This is a genomic window from Carboxylicivirga longa (assembly GCF_050589825.1).
GTDB classification, from domain to species: Bacteria; Bacteroidota; Bacteroidia; order Bacteroidales; family Marinilabiliaceae; genus Carboxylicivirga; species Carboxylicivirga longa.
Genome location: NZ_JBNGOZ010000002.1, coordinates 119,764 through 142,375, shown reverse-complemented (window position 1 = coordinate 142,375; position 22,612 = coordinate 119,764). Strand labels below are relative to the sequence as shown.

Below are 22,612 nucleotides of genomic sequence, written 5' to 3'. Positions count from 1 at the left end.
ACCGGAATTTCCGGTAAAAAATCGAAAAAATGAACAACGTATTTGTTATTTGCGAAATAGAGGAGGGAAAAGTAGCCGATGTGTCGTTAGAATTAATGACCAAGGGACGATCGCTCGCCAATCAATTAAACTGTAAACTGGAGGCCTTGGTGTTGGGACACAATCTCAAAGGAATTGAAAAAGAGCTATATCCCTACGGCGCTGATGTGGTCCATATTGGTGATGACGAGCGCCTGGAACCTTATACAACCTTGCCTTTTACAAGCATTATTGTAAATCTTTTTGAAAAAGAGAAGCCGCAGGTGGCCCTTTTAGGAGCATCTACCTTTGGTCGCGATTTAGGTCCCCGCGTGTCATCCGCTTTAGTAAGCGGCTTAACGGCCGACTGTACCTCATTGGAAATTGGGCCGCACGAAGATAAAAAGGCCGGCAAAACCTACGAAAATCTCTTGTATCAGATTCGTCCCGCCTTTGGTGGAAATATTGTGGCCACCATCATTAACCCCGACTGCCGCCCTCAGATGGCTACGGTTCGCGAAGGGGTAATGAAAAAAGAAATTTATGATGCGACTTACAAAGGGAAAGTCAATAATCTGGAGGTTGATAAAATACTGAAACCTGAAGATTTGGTGGTGAAAGTGATTGAGCGCCATATGGAAAAATCAAAGGTAAACATCAAAAACTCATCTATCATTGTGGCCGGTGGATATGGTGTGGGCTCAAAAGAAAACTTTGCCCAGCTGGAAGAATTGGCCGAGGTGCTGGGAGGTGAAGTTGGGGCCTCGCGTGCCGCCGTGGATGCGGGTTATGCTTCACACGAGCGCCAGATTGGGCAGACCGGAGTAACCGTGCGCCCAAAATTATATATCGCTTGTGGTATCTCCGGTCAGATTCAGCATACCGCCGGAATGGAAGAATCGTCAATGATCATTGCCATTAACAATGATCCGAATGCACCAATTAATAAGCTGGCCGACTATGCTATTACTGGCGATGTGGGTGAGGTGGTGCCAAAATTAATTAAGTTCTATAAGCAGAACACCAAGTAGCAAAAAGCTAATGGCTGGCAGCCGATAGCTATCAGCTAACTAAAATTATTGTTGGATCAGAATTCCGCAAGGAACTCAAAATAAAATAATACAATGGCAAATTTTTTCACAGATAACCCGGATTTAAAATTCCACTTGGAGCATCCGTTGATGAAGAAGATTGTGGCTTTAAAAGAGCGCAATTTTGCTGATAAAGATAAATTCGATTACGCACCCATGGATTTTGAAGATGCCATGGATAGCTACGAGAAAACATTGGAGATTGTAGGGGAGATATGTGGTGACATTGTGGCGCCCAATGCCGAAAGCGTGGACCAGGAAGGGCCAAAAATCGTGAATAACGAGGTAGTGTATGCCCGCGGTACACAAGAAAACCTGGATGCCTTGGTGAAGGCCGGTCTCATGGGTATCACCCTGCCACGTAAGTACGATGGCTTAAATTTCCCGATTGTACCCTACATTATGGCCGCCGATATTGTGTCGCGTGCCGATGCCGGTTTTGTTAACATCTGGGGCTTACAGGACTGCGCCGAAACCATTAACGAGTTTGCCGATGAGGATCAGAAAGAGCGCTTCCTGACCCGTGTTTCAGCCGGTGAAACCATGGCTATGGATTTGACAGAGCCGGATGCCGGTTCAGACTTGCAGGCCGTTCAGCTGAAAGCCGAGATGAAAGATGGTCAGTGGGTGTTAAACGGTGTGAAGCGCTTTATCACCAATGGCGATGGACACATTGCACTTGTTTTGGCCCGTTCTGAAGGTGGTACGCAGGATGGACGTGGCTTGTCGATGTTTATCTACGATCGCAACCATCAATCAGTGATCGTTCGCCGCCTGGAGAATAAGATGGGTATCAAGGGCTCGCCAACCTGTGAGCTGGTGTTTAAAGATGCCCCGGCCGAGCTGGTTGGCACGCGTAAAATGGGACTCATCAAATACGTGATGGCCTTAATGAATGGGGCGCGTTTGGGTATTGGTGCACAGTCGGTGGGTGTGTGTGAGGCCGCCTACCGCGAAGCTTTGGAATATGCCAAGGAGCGCGAACAGTTTGGTAAACCTATTATTCAATTTCCGGCGGTGTATGAAATGCTGGCCACCATGAAAGCCAAGCTCGATGCCGGACGTACCATGCTATACGAAACATCGCGTTATGTGGATGTCTACAAAACATATATGCACATTTCGGAAGAGCGCAAGCTGGAGCCGGAAGAGCGTAAGGAGATGAAACGCTACCAAAAACTGGCGGACATCTTTACTCCGTTGTTGAAAGGAATGACCAGTGAGTACAGTAACCAGTTGGCTTACGACGCGGTGCAGATTCACGGTGGTTCAGGGTTTATGAAAGATTATCCGGTGGAGCGTATTTACCGTGATGCCCGTATCACGTCGATATATGAAGGAACAACTCAGTTGCAGGTGGTGGCCGCTATTCGAGGAGTGACTACAGGTGGTTACCTTGATAGAATCCGTGAATTCGAGATGATGGAGCTAAAACCTGAATTACACGCCCTGCGTCGTACCTTAATTGGCATGACAGATGAATATGAGCGTGCGGTGAAGGCAGTTGTGGCTGTTAAGGACAACGAATATGTCGATTACCACGCCCGCCGAATGGTGGAGATGGCTGGTAATATCATTTTTGGTTATTTGCTGCTGCACGATACGCAACGTGATGATAAATTCCGTACTTCAGCCGAAATATTTATTTCGAGAGGAAAAGCCGATAACCATGCTAAAGCCGGTTTTATCTTCAATTCATCGATTGATGATTTAGGTTTCTATAAACCTGATTTGGCAAAAGCCTAACAATGTTTAGATATAAAATAAAAACGGCTGTTCCTGATGGAGCAGCCGTTTTTGGTGGTTGTAATTGTAACTATTTGGCCTCGTTGCCGGCCTTATAGGGGTGTAGAAGAGCATTGAGCTCCTTTACAATTTCCGAATATTCGCTATATAAATTGTTGGTTTCGGCCTTATCTGTCTCCAGATTGTAAAGTTGTTGAGGGGGAGCCTCCGGGCATTTATCTTCCGGTAAACTCCAGCCGCCGGAACCTTTGGCGTCAATCAGCTTCCAGTCCCCTTTGCGGATGGCAAAGGTTCCATTTACAGAATGATGAACCACCACTCTTTCTTTGTTGTTACTAGGATTACCTTTTAAAGCGGAGAGGAATGAGTAACTGTCCACAGCTGTTTCTGGTGTTGCCTGGCCGCTTAGTTCAGCGCAGGTAGCCATTAAGTCGGTTGAGCAGATGAGTACATCACTTTTTTGACCCGCTTTAATGGCTTTGGGCCAGCGGGCAATCATCGGCACACGATGGCCGCCTTCCCATACATCCGATTTCATGCCATTATAAGGTCCGTTGGCGCGATGCTCAAATTCTTCAATTTCAGCTGGTAGCCACGAAGCTCCATTATCGGAAGTGAAAATCAGTAAGGTGTTATCGGCTATGCCTGCTTTTTCCAGAGTCGTCATAATTTGGCCAAGCACATCGTCGGTCATGGCTACAAAATCGCCATAAACGCCAGCGTCTGATCGACCTTTGAATTCCTCGCTGGGAAACCATGGGGTGTGGGGCGATGTTAGTGGAAAGTACAAAAAGAAGGGTTGAGAACGTTCGCTGTTGGTTATAAAATCAATCGCTTTTTGGGTGATTGTTTGCAACACCTTGGTGTGATCAAAATCTTCGGCTACATCGCCTCTGCGGTACCAGATGCCACGGGCACTTTCATCCTTGAAAAAAGGAACCTGACGCGTGACAGCTGCCGTTGGACGATCATTTTCCAGGTAGACATACGGGGCAATATCCAGTGAGGCCGGAATGATGAATGAGTAGTCAAAGCCCAAATCACATGGGCCGCCGCTTACACGAGCCGCATAGTCAACATTTTCGGTGTGGAAGATGTCCCACAGGTTACCACCGTGAAACAGGGGCTGGCTTGTGTCTTTTTTGGCCCAGTTGAGTCCCAGGTGCCATTTGCCCACACATGCTGTTTGGTAATCAGCTGCCTTTAGGAGCGTAGCGACAGTTGGCGTGTGCCTTTCAATCAGTGAGGGTTCATGCCCAACCAATACGCCACTTTTCAAACGGCTTCGGAAGCTGTATTGTCCGGTTAGCGTGCCATAGCGGGTGGGTGTACATACGGCCGAGTTACTGTGTGCATCGGTAAATGTGATGCCTTCTTTAGCCAGTTGATCAAGGTTTGGCGTCGGAATCTTTGAATTGGCATTTAAAGCCTTTACATCGCCATATCCCATGTCATCGGCCAGAATATAAATGATATTAGGTGCTACTGTGGCCGTTTTCTCCTGGCATCCGATGATAAATACCGCAATAAAAGCAATGAACAATATTAAGAAGCGTAGTTTCATTAAGTCAAATAATAGGATTCAAGAACAAAGCTATTAAATGAAGCGTTAGCGCACGGCATGCTGGTGTAAGAATCGGTTAAATATTGTTTAAAAGCAATGGTTCTATCGATCATGATACTTTATGTAATAGCTTGTTAACTAGTTCGCTGTGCTTCTAATCTATGAAAACACTATGTTTTTATGGTTGATTATTTACCATGCCGCTTAAAAACTTCTATTTTTGTGGCTCAAAGAACACTACGTTACTATGGTTAAAGAATTCAAAGCAACGCCTTACAAGCTGGAGTCGGTTAAAACCGGTGTACAGTTTGAAGACAAAGGCTGGACACTGGATGCGCCCAATGAGAAAGAGCCCAGTTTGATCAGAGCCATCTATGAGAAAAAACAAATAGAGGTGAAAGACCCATCGTACGGCGTATTTCGTTTTGCCGACTGGCTGCCTGTGCATAAGATGCTGCAAGGCTCATCGGCACCGGTTACCTACAAGAGTGAGGGGCTGGCGCAGTACCTTGGGCTATCTGATTTGCACATCACCTTTAGTGGTTACTGGCCCGAGAAAGGTGCTAATTTTCGTACCTGCTCCTTTAAGGAAACCGAAGCTTTTTCGGTAGGAGGAAGATTGCATACTGAAGATGGCACCGTATTGGTAGTGGCCTCAGCGGGTAATACTGCCCGTGCTTTTGCGCGTGTTTGTTCCGATAATAACATACCCTTATTGTTATGCGTGCCCGAGGATAACCTGAATGCAATGTGGTTCGATGAGCCGATAAATGACAACGTAAAGCTGGTGGTGACTAAGTCAGGAAGTGACTATTTTGATGCCATTCATTTGTCGAATATGGCTTGTGAACTGGATGACTTTGTTGCTGAAGGAGGTGCTAAAAATGTGGCTCGCCGTGATGGTATGGGCACTACAACCTTATCGGCGGTAACTACCATTGGTCGCATTCCTCAATATTATTTTCAGGCTGTGGGCAGCGGTACGGGAGCCATTGCTGCCTGGGAAGCTAATAAGCGCCTGATTGAAGATGGGCGATTTGGTAATAATTTGATGAAGCTGATGGTGTCTCAAAACACACCTTTTATACCTATTCATAATGCCTGGAAAGCTGATTCGCGTGCCATGCTACCCCTCGATGATTCTGAGGCGCGTAAGCAAGTGGAAGCGATTGATGCTAAAGTACTGTCGAACCGTAAGCCCCCTTATCCTATTAGTGGAGGTTTGTATGACGCTATGAAAGAGGCCGGGGGCGATGTACTGTTGGCTACCAATGAAGAGGCGGCTGAAGCAGGACTTCTCTTCCGTGATAAGGAGGGCATTGATATACACCCTGCAGCGGCCGTGGCCACAGCTACCCTTATAAAAGCAGTGAAAGAGGGTACGGTGAAGAAAGATGATTGCATCATGCTGAATATTACCGGTGGTGGTGAAGAGCGTTTTAAGGCTGAGAAAGAGGTTATTTACCTGAAGCCCGCGCATGTTTTTGACATCACGCCTAAGCAGGCCGATGTGGAGAAGGTATTGAAACAATTGTTTAAAAAATAGATAAAATGAGTATTGAAAAGGCGCTGATGGCGCGAAGCGAAAGCAAATGTGAACTATGTGGAAGCAAGGAAGGCCTTGGCGTGTATAAGGTACCACCCGTAGAGGGTGAGGATGTTGCCAATTGCATTTTGTGCTGTGAAATATGCCGTTCGCAGATTGAGCAACCTGATACGATGGATGCCAATCACTGGCGCTGTTTGAATGACAGTATGTGGAGCACTGAGCCTGCTGTGCAGGTGATGGCCTATCGCTTGCTGAACAAGCTTGAGGCCGACTGGACTCAGGATTTGCTGGACATGCTGTACCTGGATGATGACACACTGAAATGGGCCAAAGCGGAAGAGGAAGAATTGAAGTATATCGATAGTAATGGGGTAGAGTTAAAGGCAGGCGACTCTGTGGTATTGATTAAAGACTTGAATGTTAAAGGTGGTGGTTTTACTGCTAAGCGAGGTACTCCCGTTCGAAATATCGGGCTCGCGGCGGATGACCCGGAGCATATTGTTGGTAAGGTTAATGGTCAAACCATCTTCATTCTTACGAAATATGTGAAGAAGAACTAGTTAATGAAAAATTGGTGAATTGTTAAACTGAATAACTGAGTTTATATTTTAGCAGAGAAGCAATTTAACGATTCACCAATTCACCAATTCATCAGTTTCCCAATTCACCAGTCACCAATTCTTCAACCTTTTCACCTTCTCCAATATGCTCCTCAACATAGCCTTAATCGTCACCCTGGCACTAATACTTTATTACGTTTTTTCTTTAGTGCGTCTGCCCGGTATTCTGGGTTTAATTGTGGCCGGTGTTGTGGTGGGACCCGGAGTGCTCAATGTGGTGGATCCGGAGGTGTCGTTGCTTCTCAAAGAGTTGAAAACAGCTGCACTCCTTGTTATTCTCATCCGGGCGGGTCTTGGTATTAATCGAGAGACGCTGCATAAGGTTGGCCGTCCTGCCATTAATATGAGTTTTATACCCGGCGTGTTCGAAGGACTAACGGTGATGGCCATGGCGCATTATATTTTCCATTTCAGTTGGATAGAAGGAGGGATGCTGGGCTTTATCATAGCGGCTGTATCGCCTGCCGTGGTAGTACCCACCATGCTTGATCTGAAAGATAAAGGCTGGGGAAGGAAAAAAGAAGTGCCTACTCTGGTGTTGGCAGGTGCCTCGGTGGATGATGTATTTGCTATTACTATCTTCAGTGTTTTTGTGGGCTTAGCGGCCGGTGCCGAGATACATGTTGGACAGTTATTGTGGCAGGTGCCTGCCGGAATTGTGATGGGTGCTTTACTGGGGTGTTTGCTGGGCATCGCTTTGGTGGCCTTCTTTAAACATTTCCACATTCGCGACACCAAGAAAGTCATCATCTTTATGATTGTAGCTGTGGTGTTTTATGAGCTGTGCGAGTATGAGGCTGTAAAAAGCATGATCCCCGTTGCAGGCCTTCTGGGCATCATGGCCATTGGTTTTATCATATTGGAGCGCTATGGCAAGTTGGCAAAACGTCTATCGGCCAAATTTAATAAAGTATGGGTACTATCTGAGATACTGCTGTTTGTGTACATTGGTACTGAAGTGCAGATTAATCAGTTGGATACAGAGTTGTTGGGTGCCGGATTGTTGCTTCTGGTGCTGGGGCTTGCTGCTCGTAGTGCAGGAGTGTGGATCGTCTTGCTGAGCTCGGCACTTAATAATAAGGAGAAGCTGTTTTGTGTGATTGCCTACTGGCCCAAAGCAACGGTGCAGGCCGCCATTGGTGCTGTGCCCCTTACTTTAATTGAGGCCGGTAAGCTAGGTTCTGTACCCATCGAAACAGGGCAGATAATTCTGGCCATGGCTGTACTAAGTATTGTTACTACAGCACCCCTCGGTGCGATTGGTATCAAAGCGTTTGGCCCAAGATTATTGTCAAAGAATTAAGGTTCGCATCTTTATTAATACGATTCCAATAAAGATACGAACCTCTATTATCGATTTTCCTTCTGCTTTCTAGGCTTAGAAACCCAATCCAAATCGGGTCCAGTATTTTTCTTCCAGCTCTTTCCAGCGCAGCATAGTGGCACCTGTGAAGTCTTTCGTGTAGCGGTTGAGCAGCGCCTTGGCTTCTGTCTGCTTATTCGCTTCAATGAGTTTTGCTATGCGTGCTTCTAATTCTTTTGTTTCTGTCAGTCCTTTCTCTTCAAAATAAGCGACTTCTTTCAAAAAGTCGTCTTTGGTAGATTGCCATGCCAGCGTAGCCAGCTTATTAGCCTTGCGGTATTGCCAGATGGCTGCATCTTCGCGGTAACGCTTCTGACCGCAAAAATTAAAGCTCTCAGGTAGCTGGGTCGTGCCCGAGTAAATAGGGATTCGAGGCGACTGACCGGGGTTGTCAAAGCTGAACCATGCGATGCCACCAATCTCGTCCGGTAACCAGTCGCGCAGTTGTATAATCTCTGAATAAGAGCACCACGCAACAGCCACGGTACGCTGGAATTCAACCGTTCCTTCATTTAGTTGGTTGTAAAGGTTACGCTCACTGCGTCCCATCCATGGGTTGGCAATGGGTGACTTAATGGTGTCAACGCCAATCTCTTCTTTTTTGTCGTTGTATTTCTTTTTGGTCACTAACAGGTTTTGTGTCATATCGTAGGCTGTACCTTCGTAGGTCTCACGGTAGAGTGCCATCACATCCTGCACCGACACTTTTTTATCGGGCTTTACTGAAAAGGGTAGTTCATTAGCATTAAAATCAAGATTTAATGAAGGAGCCAATGCGTTCAAAATGAAATATTCGCGAATTTTAAAAGGCTTCTCCACATCGCCATAGGCTTTCCAGAATTTAAAGGGTTTCTTTCCGTCCCAGCGCCCCAGCTTCTTGGCGGCCGTTTTCACATTCTTCGAAGCCATATAATGGTCTTTGTCTTTAAGGTCTATTTCGCCGATGCGCGATATGTTGGCCGATACGCCCACATGCCCGTCAGGAATGCGCTGCGCCGCCCAGATACCACCAATCTTATCTGGCCCTTCGCCCACAATTTCCATCTGCCATACTTCCTTTTTGTCCGCTATGGTAATACATTCGCCCCAGTCGCCGTAACCATATTCTTCAATCAGTTCACCAATTAGTTGAATGGCATCGCGCGCAGTCGAGCAGCGTTCCAGCGCAATGCGCTGCAGCTCTTCAATCAGGAACATGCCTTTTTCATTCACCAACTCTTCGGGTCCCACAAAAGTCGTTTCGCCAATGGCCAGCTGCTTTTCGTTTAAACAGGGATAGGCTGTGTTTAAAAAGCTGTAAGTTTCCTTTGCCTGTGGTATAGTGCCTACCTGCTGCATCTTGCGCATATCCCAAGGGGTTTCAGTTTTTAGCTTGCCTTTATAAATAGGTGTAGTAGTGTCGTTGTCAAAGGTTTGGCCTGTTTCAATTGTAAGCCAGGTACGGTAACGGCCATCGCAGGTGTGCGAGGTAATGACTGAGCCATCGGTGGTGGCGGCTTTGCCCACCATTATACTGGTGCAGGTCTCACCAAAAAAGGGATTGTTTTTTTGTTCTGATAAGGTTTGTGCTTGTGCGATAATGCTGCCCAGAAAGGCCATTAATAGCAGGCACGATGTTTTTTTAATCATGATTATGCATCTTTAATTTTGAGTATGTAGCTTTCAAACATATTTTATTGCGCTTAAAACTAATAAAAGCTAATTTTATAAGGCCTAACAACAATCATAATAAGGTTATTTGGGTGAAATTAGCCCTTATTTTTTCCTACACTTATAGTATAATACAATATTCATTGCCATGAGAGCATATATTATTTTAATGGCTTTTGCCTTGGGTTTATCGGCCTGTTCTTTAATTAAGTTTGAACCACAGTATGGCACGGATCCCCTTCCTGCGCAGCATTTGAATAATCGATTGGCTGTTCGTTCCTATTACAAAACCTTTAGTGGCTTGGTGGTGCAAACAGCCGATTCCATAGCAGGTCTCAGCAGCGATTTGAGTATACGTGCCGAAGCCATTAAATGGAAAGGTGCCGCCACATCGGCTTGCACGCGCACGGCTTTTCAAACCGACCCCGAGATATCGCTGGTTGATACCTGGTTGCTGGCTCGTCAGATGAAGAACTATTTTGATGGGGAGGGCGCTGAGGTTTTTGGCGAGCACACTCATCTGGCGCAGGACTGTGCCCATGATCTTTATGTTGAGATCGATGATTTGGCACGAAGGAGCAATGATCGTAGCCGCTATCAGCAGTTGGCATCTTTTGTGGACAACTATCCCCTGCCTAAAGCAATACAAGGCTGGCAGTTTACAAAATCGGATACGCGTCCCCATCTAATAAAGCACCTGAATATCCCCGATTCGCTTTATACTACTACCATAGGTACCGGTGCCGAGGTGGTGAATGATTTTACCGACCGCATTAGTGTGTATAACGAGCAGATTAAGTCGCAGTTGGCCTGGGAGAAGGAACTGCTATTACTAACCTTTGAGAATGATACGCTTGTGGAGCCTTATCTGGCGCGCATCGATTCCTTGTCGCAGATGTTGAATCGCCTGGCCATAGTGGCTCAGGAGTCGCCCGAGATGATGGGCATCATCGCAGTGCGGCTGCGTGAGGAGCTGACTCCTCTTGTGCATGATTTCAACCGGGGCATGGAATCTAGTATCTATGAGCTATCCAATGAGCGCGATGCCTTGCAAAAGTATCTAAATGAGCAGCGCGTATTGTTGAAAGAGGATTTGACCGTCTCGGGCAAGGTGCTGATTGAGGAAACCACCGATAATCTTATTCGTTTTGTGCGACGTATATCATGGCTTATTGTATTCGTGGTCATTGTATTGGTGGCTGTGCTCTTTGGTATGCCTTTCACGCTGGGATATTTGTTGGCGAAGGCAAGGTTTAAGCCCAAAAGTAAAGGGGTGAATCACGAAATTTAGAATGTAATCTTTGGTAGATCTCCCTGCCTATGGGCACCTTTCCTAGTCTACAGGATGGGAGGAACCTAATGGACGGGGCTGATGTTGCGCTTAAATAGCATTTTTCCTGCGTGCGCAGCATACTGGAGCGGATGTGTCAATGGCTTTTTCTATCTTTAGCGTTCAGATGATCTAAGAACAATAAAATAAGAAGAACGCATGAAGAACCTATTTTCGCTGATATCAATACTATTCCTACTCTGGTCGTGTAGTGATAAGCCTGATGGGAAAAGCTATACATACTATTTGGGCACTTACACCGATGGCGAAAGTGAAGGGATTTATCAAGGTGCGCTGCGTGCGGATGGTACCTTTGATACCCTGCGCCTGGCAGCTTCCATGGTTAATCCTTCTTACCTGACCTGGGCCAATGGGCGTCAAACGCTGTTGGCCGTTAGTGAAGTGGACGATGAGGGAACGGGTATTATTCACTCCTATCAACGACAAGATGATGGACTAAAAGTGCTTAACACGGCCGCCACGGGCGGGGCGCATCCCTGTCATATTGCGGTTGGGTCGGCTGGTGATGTGCTGCTGGCTAATTATAGCGGAGGCAATGTAGGATATGTTACAGTAGATGCCGCAGGGCAGTTGTCACCCTTACTGGATGTGGCACAACATAGATCGGATGATTCAGATGTTAGCTCCCATGCGCATTCGACCTGGTTTTTGGATGCTAAAAATGTAGTGGCACTGGATCTAGGACTTGATCAGCTTATTTTCTATGAACTGAAAGATCAAGCTATGCACCGGATGGATAGCTTATCGCTAGCTAGTGGCAGCGGACCACGGCATTTAGCCATTCATCCCAATGGCAAGCTGCTTTATGTGGTCAATGAACTCAACAGCACCGTGTCAGTTGTAAGCAGGGAAGGGCAAGGATGGCAGGTGATGGCCACCTTATCTACCTTACCCAATGATTTTACAGGCAAGAGTTACTGTGCAGATATCCATCTGTCGCCCGATGCGCGTTTTCTCTATGCTTCCAATCGCGGGCATAACTCCATCGGCATCTTCAGCATATCTGATTCCGGAAAAGAGCTGCAAGCCATTGCTTATGAGCCTGTGCGCGGCGACTGGCCCCGTAACTTTGCGCTTACTCCGGATGGCGCCTTGCTGGTGGTAGCCAACCAACGATCGCACAACCTTGCGGCCTTTCAGCGTGATGCTCAAAGTGGCTTATTACAGTACATGAGTGAAATAAAAGCAGATAGCCCTGCATGTGTGCTGTTTCATTAGACCTACTTACAACATGATACTGCGGGGTAATAGTGACCTAAAAGTATTATAATATTAAGTGAAAAAAAGAAAATTATAACTACAAACTTTTGATTTGCTTAAAAGGGCAATAGAAGGAAAAGGTGAGTCAATAGAGAAGTTACAAACCATTAAAAATGAAAACACAACTAACCTTAATTATTACCTTAGCCATCATTGTTTCGTGTAATACTCAACAAAGAAACTGTCAACTCAAAGGGACATTAGAAAATGCACCTGATTCAACGACCTTGTTCTTGACGAATTACGAAAACAAAAAGTTAGTTGATTCAATAAAGGTTTTGAATGGGAAAATTGATTTCAAAGTTCAATTAAGCACCCCTCGTAAATTTTATTTGCATAATAGAAGAAATAAATATGAATTTAGGGATCGAAAAATCATTTGGCTTGAACCATCAGAAATTACAATAAATGGTGATTATAGATTCCTCAAGAACTTAGAAGTTTTAGGTTCCGAAATGCATTCTGAATTCGAAGACTATATTTTACTCATAAACAATGCTAATAAACAAATCAACACTTTAAGAGAACAAATTCACTTCAAATCAAATGAAGAGAAAAAAAAGGATTCACTAAAAATTGAATGGTTACAGGAAAACTTAATCGACAGTATTACTAGCTTTCTACTAAATAAATCGAATTCATATGTTACTTTAACTTCTTTGTATGAAGAGTGCTGTATGGCTTATAGACATTTGAATAAAAAACAAATTAAAAACATATACCAAAACCTTTCAGAAGAATTAAAATCATTAAAACAAGGTGTTGAGATAAAAGAATATATTAATTTGCCAGATCCTCCGAAAGTTGGTGACATTGCACCTGAAATACAGCAAGTAACTCCAAAGGGCGATACAATCAGTCTTTCTGATTATAGAGGAAAGTATGTTTTACTCGATTTTTGGGACTCACGTTGTGCACCTTGCCGTGGCTCTCATAAGTGGTTAAGACGGATATACAAGAAATTCAACTCAAAAGGTTTCGAAATTATAGGCATATCCGGAGATACTGAAAAACGGAGGTGGGTAAATGCGATTAAACAAGACTCTATAGAATGGGTAAATATATCAGATTTGAAAGGTTGGAGAAATGAGGCATTTCTTATTTATGATGTGAAGTTTATACCTCAGAATTATTTAATAAATCCAGATGGTAAAATAATTAAGTATAGGCTATGCAATGAAAGTTCAGCGGATTATGAGTTAGATCTAATTTTTAGCGAAAACAATAACGGTTTGTAACAATGGCTCATAAAGCATGCTTGCCGCAGGCGCAACACAAGCTAGGCTTCATAGCCTGACCGTTGGCCACAGGCAAAAGCACAATCCAATAAGAAATGAAATTGCTTAGTATGTACTCCCATCAATGACTAATAATTAATTTTTAACTTTAGAGAGTTTTATAATGCAATAAAGGAAGCATCATGACAGACAAAAAAGATATAAGATGGGAACAAAGATTTTCCAATTATAACAAGGCATTAAAGAAGTTATCTGAAGCTATAAATTATATAAAAAAGGAACTCCAAAAGAACGAACTGGAAATTGAGAATGAAGATGCAGAAGGTGTTCTTGAAGAGATTATAAAGGAAGGATTAATTCAACGTTTTGAATATACATATGAGATGGCTTGGAACGTAATGAAAGATTATGCTTTTTATCAAGGAAATTCTGAAATAGGAGGTTCTAGAGACGCTATAAGATTTGCTTTCTCTACAAAACTTATTGAAAATGGAGATATGTGGATGGATATGATAAAAAGCCGAATTAAAACATCACATACCTATAATGAAGAAACAGCTAATGAAATATATTTAAAAATTATAAATGAATATCATTCTGCATTTCTGAAATTTCAAGAAGTAATGGAAGGAAAAAGAACTGGAGAACAACAAAGTTTATTTGATAAGGAATAATGTACGGATTAAATGAATTACATATAAATAAAATAATATCAGTATTTGCTAATTATCCTGATATTTACAAAGCTATTCTTTACGGTTCAAGAGCAAAAGGTAATTATAGAGAAGGTTCTGATATTGATATTAGCTTAGTTGGTGATAAATTAAATTTAAATAAGCTTCTGAGAATTGAGACTGAACTAGATGATTTGTTATTACCATATAATATAGACATTTCAATATTTGATAAACTTGATAATCAAGAGTTAATACAGCATATAAAACGAGTTGGGATCATATTATATGAGAAAGGAATAAAGCCCAGTGGCCAATTGTATAAGTAATGGCAGGCGATGTAGTAAATTTAGAGGCCTGTAGCACGCTCAATCATTGTAGCGGTTTGACAGGAAATAACCACGCAATCTGTCACTACTCATACAATTTACTATTAGCGCCATCCCTCCCTATAAACCTGCAGGGTATATTTAAGATCAGGGTAATCGATACTTTATAGAGTTTATTGAAGTCTGAAGCTACCTAAAATTGGCTAGCAGAATTTAGCTGAAAAACTGACAATCGCGAGTGAGATATAAATATTTGATTTTTAGGGGATAATATTTGTTTTGGTCAGATTTTTTTTCAAAATTATACTCATTAATGCAAGCCAAAATATTTGTATTAATAACGAATACTGTTAAATATTGAGTGTTAGCTTTGTTCAACCCCTTTAAATCAAAGCAATGAAGAGAAAGTCGCTTTTGCCACTGGTTCTGCTTGTCCTTTCAATGGGCTTTGCAAGTAATTTACAAGCACAAAAAAAATGCAAATATAAGGAGCGTAAAATCAATCCTGTAACAGGAGAGGTGATTAAAATGAGTGAAATAAAGCTTATTTCTATAAATAATCCGCCTCCTAAGGTACTTAGTGATAATCTACCATTTACATTGGGTATTTTGAAATTCCACAACATCGGTGGGGTACTTCAAATTGAACTATACATTTACTTTCACGGAATATTGCATGAATATGTAATCCCAGCGGGAACAGAATTGGGAATGCGGTTAAATTCTGGAGAGATGTTAAAGTTGTATTCTACAAGAGATGAGGTTAAAAAAGTAAGAGCCCAATCAACTGACGTAAGTTCCGTTTACAGTATTTTCTTTGATTGTTCAAGGGAACAAATGCAGCAAATATCGAGTATCGGTGGAATTACAGCTTTAGCAATAGAATTTGAAGGAAAAAATGAAGCTTTTTCAGTTAAAAGGAGGAATGTAATAAAGACGGCAGAAATGGCGCGATGCATCATGGAAGACTAAATCAGTAAAGTTGTAATTGAAGATGAAACATCCAGGATATTATGGTATTTGCAATTACTGTATTTGCAGTTTATAAGATGCAGCAAGTGCTAATTGATAATTGAAATAGAGATGTGGTTTGAGGATTTAATGGGATTTGAAGAACAAAGCCCGGATAATGTAAGAAATAAAATTTCCATCATAGGAAATAAACTCCTCTCACTTGTTAATAATGAGTCATACCAATTTGGAAGACTTGAAATACCTACCTTGAAAGAGCTTAAACAGCAAGCACAAAAAGTGGGTAACAAGGGAGTTATGAGTATCAATGAAATTGTGAGTGATGTTCAGGATTTGCACAGCAAGCCAAGCAATCGCAATGCCCTTTTTCAAGCGGCTTCCCAATTTAATTTATTGGAAATGGTTGGGCCGCATATTTCACCCGAAAGAGGAGTTGGAATTTATGAGCATGATTATACGCAGGGGCCGGCATGCGCCATTGCCTGTGGTGCCGGTACTATTTATAGGAACTATTTTGCCTCTGTAAACAATCAAATAGGGCAGTCTTCAAGCAATCAAATTAATTGCTTGGAGCTTATTGAAAAAGAATTGGGGAATGATAAGGAAGCATTGTGGAGTATGCGTAATGGTTATGCCTTAGCCAGCAGAGGAGGGATTGCCAAAATAAATGCCCAACTCAATAATGTATGCCAATCACAACGCGAACAATTAAAAGAGAAGCTGAAAATTGGAATACAGTGGGATACAGAGGTCACGATTGGAGAATCAAATCATTTGGTTTCGCAGGCTTACTGCTCGGCTTTGCCCGTAGCCTACTCAGATATTGCATTCGTATATTGGGAAAGTTTTGCGCGGCTAATTTTAGAGGCAAGTTATGAAGCTACCCTTTATGCAGCGTTAATTAATCATGGACGAACAGGATGTCCAAAAGTATTTCTAACACTCGTAGGCGGTGATGCCTTTGGAAACAAAGCAGAATGGATTCTGGATGCGCTTGAACTGTCTGTATCAAAATTCAAAAACACGCCATTGAAAATTAACATTGTTAGCTATGGAGCTTCCAATCATGAGCTTGTGGCATTGATAAATAAATTAAATGGATAGCTCGCATGAGCGAATCTACTAAATGATCGGTATAATTTATACCTTTGCCGCCCAAAATACAACAGTTATGCAATATCCCTGGGGGCACGAGAAGCGATATAACGATTATAGTTCATACATAAAACGCACTTTTGGCGAGCGGGTACAGAAGGTATCGGTCAATGCCGGTTTTACTTGTCCTAACCGCGATGGCTCAAAGGGTACCGGGGGCTGTGCTTTTTGTAATAACAGTACTTTCAATCCTTCGTATTGTGGTCCTGAGCTGACGATTACCGAGCAAATAGACAAGGGTATTTCATTTTTTCGACCCAAGTATCAAACGCAACAATACCTGGCATATTTTCAGGCCTACAGCAATACCTATGGCGAAACCGAGCATTTGATTGCCCAATACCAACAGGCATTGAGTCACCCTAAAGTAAAGGGCATCGTTTTGGGTACCCGACCCGACTGCATCAGCGATGAGCTGTTGGCAGTTTTGAAGGAGTGGCGCAAAGATTATTATATCGCCATTGAGCTGGGTGCGGAATCAACCAATGATGATACCCTTGGACAGATTAACCGTGGCCATGGTCATGCCGAAACGGTGGATGCTACCAAGCGTATCGCTGCGGCCGGTATTCCTGTGGGGCTTCATCTGATTCTGGGCTTACCGGGGGAGGACAGACAGCAATTGCTGCAGCATGCCCGTGAAGTATCTCAGTTACCCATTAGTTTCTTAAAACTCCATCAGCTGCAAATCGTTAAAGGCAGTGCCTTTGCCAAGCTATATGATGATCAACCGGACTATTTTAAGCTTTATGAGGCAGAAGAGTTTGTGGATCTGGTGCTTGATTTTCTCGAACTGATGAACCCTCGCATTGTGATGGAGCGTTTTATCAGTCAGGCACCGCACAACCTACTCATTGCACCACGCTGGGGACTTAAGAATTTTGAGTTTGTAACAAAAGTGGAGAAGCGCCTGGCAGAAAAAGATACCTGGCAGGGCCGTTTGTACAGCTCGCTGAATCAATAAAAAGGAAGATAGAGCGGTGGAGAGGTAACTCTTGCGCCACTTTTCTAATCTCTTTGGCTACCTATTTTGATTACCTCTGCCATTTTACTCATAATGTGGTCGTAGCCTCCTTTACTATGGGGTATGGTGCATGCGCTGCAGTCTTTTACTTCATTGAGGTAGGTGAAATTCCCGCCGCATTTGTCCTTAAGCATATAAAGAGGGCAGAAGCAGAACAGGCAATTGAACTCCGCCACGTTTTTTACTTTGTGACAGGGAAAAAACTCACATTTATTGTGCTGAATGAACTTGTAATTTTCTGTTTTGAGTTCCATGCGGCCTGTTTTAGTGTGTCTGAAAGATACAACTCATCGTATGACTAAACTGATAATCAGTAGTTTGGTCATACGATGAGTTTATTGTAAACTTGTGCAAAAGTATCTAATTTACTTCTCGTAAACAAACCAATACGCCGTTCCCACAAAGAGTGCCCCACCAATGATATTACCCAGCGTAACGGGCAGCAGGTTGCTAAACAGGAAGGTAGTCCAGCTTACGTCAGCACCGTAGAAAATGGCGGTGGGGATAAAGAACATATTGGCCACACTGTGCTCAAATCCCATGGCCACAAAGGCTGTGATGGGAAACCAGATGCCGAGTATCTTACCTGACACATCCTTGGCGGCATAAGCCAGCCACATGGCCAGGGCTACCATCCAGTTACAGGCAATGCCCTTTACCATGGTTTTTAAGAAGGGTGATGCTGTTTTGTACTCGCCAATGCTAATGGTGCTGCTTAACCACGGCTCCTTGCTGAAAAGTCCGCAGTAGTATGCGAATAGAAATGCCACGATGAGAGAACCAATAAAGTTGCCAACATACACGATGCCCCAGTTTTTAAGTATAGTTTTCACCGAGCGCTTGCCAGACAGCAGTCCCGGTATAAAATAGGCTGTATTGCCTGTGAACAGATCGGCACCGGCAATGGCACAGAGGATGAGACCCAGGGGGAAGACTGCACCGAATAGCAGCTTCTGAATACCCGGATTACTAGCACTGATACCGGGCAGGCCGCCGCCCACTACGATGGCCAGGAGTCCGCCCATGGCAATGTATCCACCGGCCAACAGCGCCAGTACAAAGGTTTTATTGGCATTTGTGTCGGCCTTGGCCTGTGCCACTTTATTTACTTGTTCAACAATTTCTTTTGCTGAATAATAATTCATTGTTAGTATTTTAATGGTGAGTAGCTTGTTGGATTAGTTGATTACCACGTCCTTAAAATATTTTTTCAGGATGGCATATGCCGCATCCAGTTGTTCGGGTGTGTTGGCCTTTACATGCTTCAGTTTATATTCCCAGCCCATGTGTTCATATTTGTGGGCACCCAGTTCGTGGTAGGGTTGTATCTCCAGTTTTTCAATATTATGGAAATTTTGGAAGTGCTGCCCCAGTTGATGCAGGTGTTCAGGATCATCGGAGTAGCCCGGTACAAGCACATAGCGCAGCCACACCGGCTTGTCAATGGACCTAAGATAATCTATAAAGGCCAGGGTGTTGTCATTTTTTTTGCCGGTTAAAAGTTGATGCTTCTCGTTGTTAATGTGCTTTACATCGAGCAGCACAATATCGGTATGTTCAAGTACGGCTTTTACATCGTCGTTCAGCAGGCTGCCATTAGTGTCGATGCAAATGTGAAAACCTGCCTCTTTTAAAGCTTTAACTACCGGCACTAGTTGTTTGGCTTGCAGAAGTGGCTCGCCGCCTGAAAAAGTGACGCCGCCTTTCTTCCCAAAGAAGGCTTTTTGGTTGTTGGCCATGCTAACAAGTTCTTCAACCGTTGTTTCGGAGCCGCCCTTTGCCGTAATGGTGTCGGCATTGGCACAATACAGGCATTTGAAGTTACAGCCCTGTAAAAAGATGACCAAACGAATGCCGGGGCCGTCGTAGGTGCCTAATGATTCAATGGAATGTACTCTTAGCATATTTTTTTGGTTTAAAAAGTAAGTAGGCAGAAGCAGAAGATTAACCTTCCAGCTTCTGCCTTTGCCTTATAACTAAAAAGCCTATTATTACATATTACTATGGAAGCTACGCGAGATAACTTCTAACTGCTGCTCACGTGTTAGGCGAACAAAGTTAACTGCATAACCCGATACACGGATGGTCAGCTGTGGATACTCATTGGGGTTCTCCATGGCATCTTCCAGCAGCTCGCGGTTTAGCACGTTCACGTTCAGGTGGTGTGCATCTTTCGAGAAGTAGGCATCCATCATGGTCACCAAATTCTCGGAGCGTGTTTCGGCATCGGCACCTAATGATTTAGGGATAATGCTGAAAGTGTTGGAAATACCATCCAGGGCATTTTTATAGTCCAGCTTAGCTACCGAGTTCAGTGAAGCGATAGCTCCGTTTTTATCACGTCCGTGCATGGGGTTGGCACCGGGAGCGAAAGGAACTCCTTTGGCACGTCCGTCCGGTGTAGCGCCTGTTTTTAATCCATACACCACGTTAGAAGTAATGGTAAGAATCGACATGGTCGGCTCAGCGTTTTTATATACCTGAAGGCCGCTTAACAGTTGGTTGAAATGTGTTGAAACATCAACTGCCAGGTTATCCACGCGGTCATCATCGTTACCGTAGCAAGGAAATTCGCCATCAATCAGGAATTCAGATGATAATCCTTCTTCGTTGCGAACTACCGTTACATTGGCGTGTTTAATGGCCGATAGTGAGTCAGCTACAATGGAAAGACCCGCCATACCATAGGCCAGGTTAACGCGTGGGTTCGTATCCACAAAAGCCATCTGAGCTTTCTCGTAGTAGTATTTATCGTGCATGTAGTGGATGATATTCATCGACTCGTTATACACGCGGGCTACTTCTTTCATGGCAATCTTATAGTTGGCCATTACCTCGTCAAAGTCCAGCTTGTCGCTTTTCAATGGAGGAATACCTTCTACAATTAGCTTACCCGACATCTCACAGCGTCCGCCGTTGATAGCCAATAGTAAGGCCTTGGCCAGGTTGGTACGGGCACCAAAGAACTGGATGTGCTTACCAATTTCCTGGAAGGAAACGCAGCAGGCAATACCGTAGTCGTCCGAGTTGCGTGTTTGGGTCATCAAGTCATCATTCTCATACTGAATAGATGATGTGTCGATGGATACCTGGGCACAGAAAGCTTTGAAGTTCTCTGGCAATGAATTGGACCAAAGTACAGTCATGTTGGGCTCGGGTGATGGCCCCAGGTTGTATAAGGTTTGCAGGAAGCGGTATGAGGTCTTGGTAATCTTATGACGACCGTCCATCAGTTTACCACCAATAGCCTCGGTTACCCAGGTTGGGTCACCGGCAAAAATCTCGTTATAAGCGTTCATGCGTAAGTGACGCACCACGCGTAGCTTCATTACAAACTGATCGATAAATTCCTGTGCCAGCTCTTCGGTAATGTTGCCTTGCGCGAGGTCATATTCCATGTAGATGTCAAGGAAAGACGATACGTTACCCAGCGACATGGCAGCTCCATCCTGCTCCTTAACGGCAGCCAGGTAAGCCATGTAAACCCACTGAACGGCTTCTTGTGCCGACTCCGCTGGACGTGACAGGTCAAGACCATATTTATTACCCAGCTCTTTAATCTGAATCAGGGCTTTGATTTGTTCAGCCACTTCTTCGCGCAAACGAATCTTATCGTCGCTCATGGGGCCCAGTAGGTTTACCAGGTCTGCTTTTTTAGCTTCTACCAAACGATCGATACCATATAGCGCTAAACGACGATAGTCACCAATAATACGGCCCCTTGCATAGTTATCAGGCAATCCGGTTAGGAAACCCAGTGAACGGTATTTGCGAATTTCTTCGGTGTAAACATCAAAAACACCATCGTTGTGGGTTTTTGCGTAATTACGGAATATATCTTTTACACGGTCAGATACTTCCAGGCCTTGCTCGCGGCATGCTTTCTCCACCACGGCGATTCCTCCGTAGGGTTTCATGGCACGCTTCAGTAGTTCATCCGTTTGCAGACCTACAATTAATTCGAGGTCTTTTTGGATGTAACCTGCTTCGTGAGAGGTGATTGATGATACTACTTCAGGGTCTATGGAGCGAACACCGTTATTAGCTGTTTCCTCCTTGATAGCTTCTAAGCAGATGTCCCAAAGCTTTTTAGTTCGATCAGTAGGACCGCATAGAAAAGAGCTGTCGCCATCATAAGGAGTAATGTTTTTCTGAACAAAATCCCTTACGTTTACCTGCTCGTTCCAAGCGCCTTTTACGAATGTCTCATTAATTTTACTCATAATTTGCCTGTTAACCTGTATTGTATTATAAAATTATACCTTAATGCAATTTGATGGTACAAAGTAAAGCGCTTTTATTTTGCTGTGCAATCCTCATTACTAGGGATAAAGACGAGTAAGGGGTCTGAATTGTGCAGGATTTTAAGCTTTGAATATTAGAATCTGTACTTTGAATATTCTAAGCAAAAGTGTAATGTGCAGATTACAAATGACATTTAAGAGTGTAAATTCGACAATACAATCGAACCGTATTTCATCACTGCCATAAATAGCATTGCTGACTTCACATTTAAGAGAGTATCACTTTTATAGTTTTTTAACATATTTGACAGATACTTCCGACCGGCTTCTGCGAATTTTAGCAATGAATGGTAAATTAAGTATTCGTAATTATTTTAATTTGAATGCCTTTAACCTACAAAATCAACCCAATAAAAATCAATGATAAGATTCATGCCTACTAATAAGATAGCCTTTCATGTGGTGCATCCGGCCGCTTTAAGCGCTATCGTGAAGCCGCCCTTGAAAAGGCTTTTATGATGATGCTGGAAGGGGGTGAGGGGTAGATAATAAAAAGTAGTGAGCGATGAGTAATGAGAAGGAGTGATCAGTACGCAATTTCAACGATTGAACATGCGGTTTCTTTATGAATACAGTGGTATACGAAACCCAATGTGCTCAACTATTCTTACTCCTCGTTATTTCGTGGCACTCCTACTTTAAAAGGAGAGGTGTCGATAGGCTTAGGGAACATTTCTCTATCACAAGGAGCTTATAAAGAACCG

19 protein-coding genes are annotated in these 22,612 nt (G+C 43.6%); 13 read left to right on the top strand and 6 right to left on the bottom strand.

Annotated features, from left to right (window positions below; genetic code table 11):
* Window positions 1–29 precede the first annotated feature (29 nt).
* Window positions 30–1,049: an electron transfer flavoprotein subunit alpha/FixB family protein gene (locus ACRD7A_RS02320; protein WP_430809733.1), complete on the top strand. Its 1,020-nt coding sequence runs from the start codon at window positions 30–32 to the stop codon at window positions 1,047–1,049.
* Window positions 1,050–1,142: 93 nt separating this feature from the next.
* Entirely contained in the window at window positions 1,143–2,855 is a 1,713-nt protein-coding gene (locus ACRD7A_RS02315; protein ID WP_430809732.1) for an acyl-CoA dehydrogenase family protein, read from the top strand.
* Between the two features lie 70 nt (window positions 2,856–2,925).
* On the opposite strand, the gene ACRD7A_RS02310 is transcribed toward ACRD7A_RS02315, so the two are convergent.
* A complete protein-coding gene (locus ACRD7A_RS02310; RefSeq protein ID WP_430809731.1) occupies window positions 2,926–4,419 on the bottom strand; it encodes a sulfatase family protein in 1,494 nt (497 codons plus the stop codon).
* A 247-nt stretch (window positions 4,420–4,666) separates the two neighbouring features.
* Between ACRD7A_RS02310 and ACRD7A_RS02305 the strand changes: the two genes are divergently transcribed.
* From ACRD7A_RS02305 to ACRD7A_RS02295, 3 genes are all read left to right on the top strand, one after another.
* Window positions 4,667–5,965: a cysteate synthase gene (locus tag ACRD7A_RS02305; RefSeq protein ID WP_430809730.1), complete on the top strand. Its 1,299-nt coding sequence runs from the start codon at window positions 4,667–4,669 to the stop codon at window positions 5,963–5,965.
* A 5-nt stretch (window positions 5,966–5,970) separates the two neighbouring features.
* Window positions 5,971–6,528, top strand: a complete 558-nt coding sequence (locus ACRD7A_RS02300; RefSeq protein WP_430809729.1) for a PhnA domain-containing protein — start codon at window positions 5,971–5,973, stop codon at window positions 6,526–6,528.
* A gap of 145 nt (window positions 6,529–6,673) precedes the next feature.
* Window positions 6,674–7,891, top strand: coding sequence for a cation:proton antiporter (locus ACRD7A_RS02295; protein ID WP_430809728.1), 1,218 nt, complete (start codon window positions 6,674–6,676; stop codon window positions 7,889–7,891).
* 75 nt (window positions 7,892–7,966) lie between these two features.
* On the opposite strand, the gene ACRD7A_RS02290 is transcribed toward ACRD7A_RS02295, so the two are convergent.
* The gene (locus ACRD7A_RS02290) at window positions 7,967–9,580 is read right to left on the bottom strand and encodes a dipeptidase (RefSeq protein WP_430809727.1); all 1,614 of its coding nucleotides are present in this window, start codon (window positions 9,578–9,580) and stop codon (window positions 7,967–7,969) included.
* Between the two features lie 169 nt (window positions 9,581–9,749).
* Between ACRD7A_RS02290 and ACRD7A_RS02285 the strand changes: the two genes are divergently transcribed.
* From ACRD7A_RS02285 to mnmL, 8 genes are all read left to right on the top strand, one after another.
* Window positions 9,750–10,892, top strand: coding sequence for a hypothetical protein (locus ACRD7A_RS02285; protein ID WP_430809726.1), 1,143 nt, complete (start codon window positions 9,750–9,752; stop codon window positions 10,890–10,892).
* Window positions 10,893–11,090: 198 nt separating this feature from the next.
* Window positions 11,091–12,170, top strand: a complete 1,080-nt coding sequence (locus ACRD7A_RS02280) for a lactonase family protein (RefSeq protein WP_430809725.1) — start codon at window positions 11,091–11,093, stop codon at window positions 12,168–12,170.
* Between the two features lie 155 nt (window positions 12,171–12,325).
* Window positions 12,326–13,450, top strand: a complete 1,125-nt coding sequence (locus ACRD7A_RS02275; protein WP_430809724.1) for a redoxin domain-containing protein — start codon at window positions 12,326–12,328, stop codon at window positions 13,448–13,450.
* 182 nt (window positions 13,451–13,632) lie between these two features.
* On the top strand, window positions 13,633–14,124 hold the full coding sequence (locus tag ACRD7A_RS02270) for a nucleotidyltransferase substrate binding protein (RefSeq protein ID WP_430809723.1): 492 nt from the start codon (window positions 13,633–13,635) through the stop codon (window positions 14,122–14,124).
* Window positions 14,124–14,453, top strand: coding sequence for a nucleotidyltransferase domain-containing protein (locus tag ACRD7A_RS02265; RefSeq protein WP_430809722.1), 330 nt, complete (start codon window positions 14,124–14,126; stop codon window positions 14,451–14,453). The genes ACRD7A_RS02270 and ACRD7A_RS02265 overlap by 1 nt, the downstream gene beginning before the upstream one ends.
* A gap of 396 nt (window positions 14,454–14,849) precedes the next feature.
* Window positions 14,850–15,425: a hypothetical protein gene (locus ACRD7A_RS02260; protein WP_430809720.1), complete on the top strand. Its 576-nt coding sequence runs from the start codon at window positions 14,850–14,852 to the stop codon at window positions 15,423–15,425.
* Between the two features lie 93 nt (window positions 15,426–15,518).
* Window positions 15,519–16,529 (top strand): hypothetical protein, encoded by a 1,011-nt coding sequence (locus ACRD7A_RS02255; RefSeq protein WP_430809719.1) that lies wholly within the window; start codon window positions 15,519–15,521, stop codon window positions 16,527–16,529.
* Window positions 16,530–16,596: 67 nt separating this feature from the next.
* Window positions 16,597–17,544, top strand: coding sequence for a tRNA modification radical SAM protein MnmL/YtqA (gene mnmL / locus ACRD7A_RS02250; protein WP_430809718.1), 948 nt, complete (start codon window positions 16,597–16,599; stop codon window positions 17,542–17,544).
* A 44-nt stretch (window positions 17,545–17,588) separates the two neighbouring features.
* On the opposite strand, the gene ACRD7A_RS02245 is transcribed toward mnmL, so the two are convergent.
* From ACRD7A_RS02245 to pflB, 4 genes are all read right to left on the bottom strand, one after another.
* Window positions 17,589–17,858, bottom strand: coding sequence for a cysteine-rich small domain-containing protein (locus ACRD7A_RS02245; RefSeq protein ID WP_430809717.1), 270 nt, complete (start codon window positions 17,856–17,858; stop codon window positions 17,589–17,591).
* A 111-nt stretch (window positions 17,859–17,969) separates the two neighbouring features.
* Entirely contained in the window at window positions 17,970–18,749 is a 780-nt protein-coding gene (locus tag ACRD7A_RS02240; protein ID WP_430809716.1) for a formate/nitrite transporter family protein, read from the bottom strand.
* Window positions 18,750–18,782: 33 nt separating this feature from the next.
* Entirely contained in the window at window positions 18,783–19,508 is a 726-nt protein-coding gene (gene pflA / locus ACRD7A_RS02235; RefSeq protein WP_430809715.1) for a pyruvate formate-lyase-activating protein, read from the bottom strand.
* A gap of 87 nt (window positions 19,509–19,595) precedes the next feature.
* Window positions 19,596–21,827, bottom strand: coding sequence for a formate C-acetyltransferase (gene pflB, locus ACRD7A_RS02230; protein ID WP_430809714.1), 2,232 nt, complete (start codon window positions 21,825–21,827; stop codon window positions 19,596–19,598).
* Between the last annotated feature and the right edge of the window lie 785 nt (window positions 21,828–22,612).

Coding starts and splice junctions, on each gene's coding strand:
- ACRD7A_RS02245 (WP_430809717.1), bottom strand. CDS start 17,858: ATGGAACTCAAAACAGAAAATTACAAGTTCATTCAGCACAATAAATGT.
- ACRD7A_RS02315 (WP_430809732.1), top strand. CDS start 1,143: ATGGCAAATTTTTTCACAGATAACCCGGATTTAAAATTCCACTTGGAG.
- mnmL (WP_430809718.1), top strand. CDS start 16,597: ATGCAATATCCCTGGGGGCACGAGAAGCGATATAACGATTATAGTTCA.
- ACRD7A_RS02260 (WP_430809720.1), top strand. CDS start 14,850: ATGAAGAGAAAGTCGCTTTTGCCACTGGTTCTGCTTGTCCTTTCAATG.
- ACRD7A_RS02280 (WP_430809725.1), top strand. CDS start 11,091: ATGAAGAACCTATTTTCGCTGATATCAATACTATTCCTACTCTGGTCG.
- ACRD7A_RS02290 (WP_430809727.1), bottom strand. CDS start 9,580: ATGATTAAAAAAACATCGTGCCTGCTATTAATGGCCTTTCTGGGCAGC.
- ACRD7A_RS02275 (WP_430809724.1), top strand. CDS start 12,326: ATGAAAACACAACTAACCTTAATTATTACCTTAGCCATCATTGTTTCG.
- ACRD7A_RS02320 (WP_430809733.1), top strand. CDS start 30: ATGAACAACGTATTTGTTATTTGCGAAATAGAGGAGGGAAAAGTAGCC.
- ACRD7A_RS02240 (WP_430809716.1), bottom strand. CDS start 18,749: ATGAATTATTATTCAGCAAAAGAAATTGTTGAACAAGTAAATAAAGTG.
- ACRD7A_RS02305 (WP_430809730.1), top strand. CDS start 4,667: ATGGTTAAAGAATTCAAAGCAACGCCTTACAAGCTGGAGTCGGTTAAA.
- ACRD7A_RS02310 (WP_430809731.1), bottom strand. CDS start 4,419: ATGAAACTACGCTTCTTAATATTGTTCATTGCTTTTATTGCGGTATTT.
- ACRD7A_RS02295 (WP_430809728.1), top strand. CDS start 6,674: ATGCTCCTCAACATAGCCTTAATCGTCACCCTGGCACTAATACTTTAT.
- ACRD7A_RS02285 (WP_430809726.1), top strand. CDS start 9,750: ATGAGAGCATATATTATTTTAATGGCTTTTGCCTTGGGTTTATCGGCC.
- pflA (WP_430809715.1), bottom strand. CDS start 19,508: ATGCTAAGAGTACATTCCATTGAATCATTAGGCACCTACGACGGCCCC.
- ACRD7A_RS02270 (WP_430809723.1), top strand. CDS start 13,633: ATGACAGACAAAAAAGATATAAGATGGGAACAAAGATTTTCCAATTAT.
- ACRD7A_RS02300 (WP_430809729.1), top strand. CDS start 5,971: ATGAGTATTGAAAAGGCGCTGATGGCGCGAAGCGAAAGCAAATGTGAA.
- ACRD7A_RS02265 (WP_430809722.1), top strand. CDS start 14,124: ATGTACGGATTAAATGAATTACATATAAATAAAATAATATCAGTATTT.
- pflB (WP_430809714.1), bottom strand. CDS start 21,827: ATGAGTAAAATTAATGAGACATTCGTAAAAGGCGCTTGGAACGAGCAG.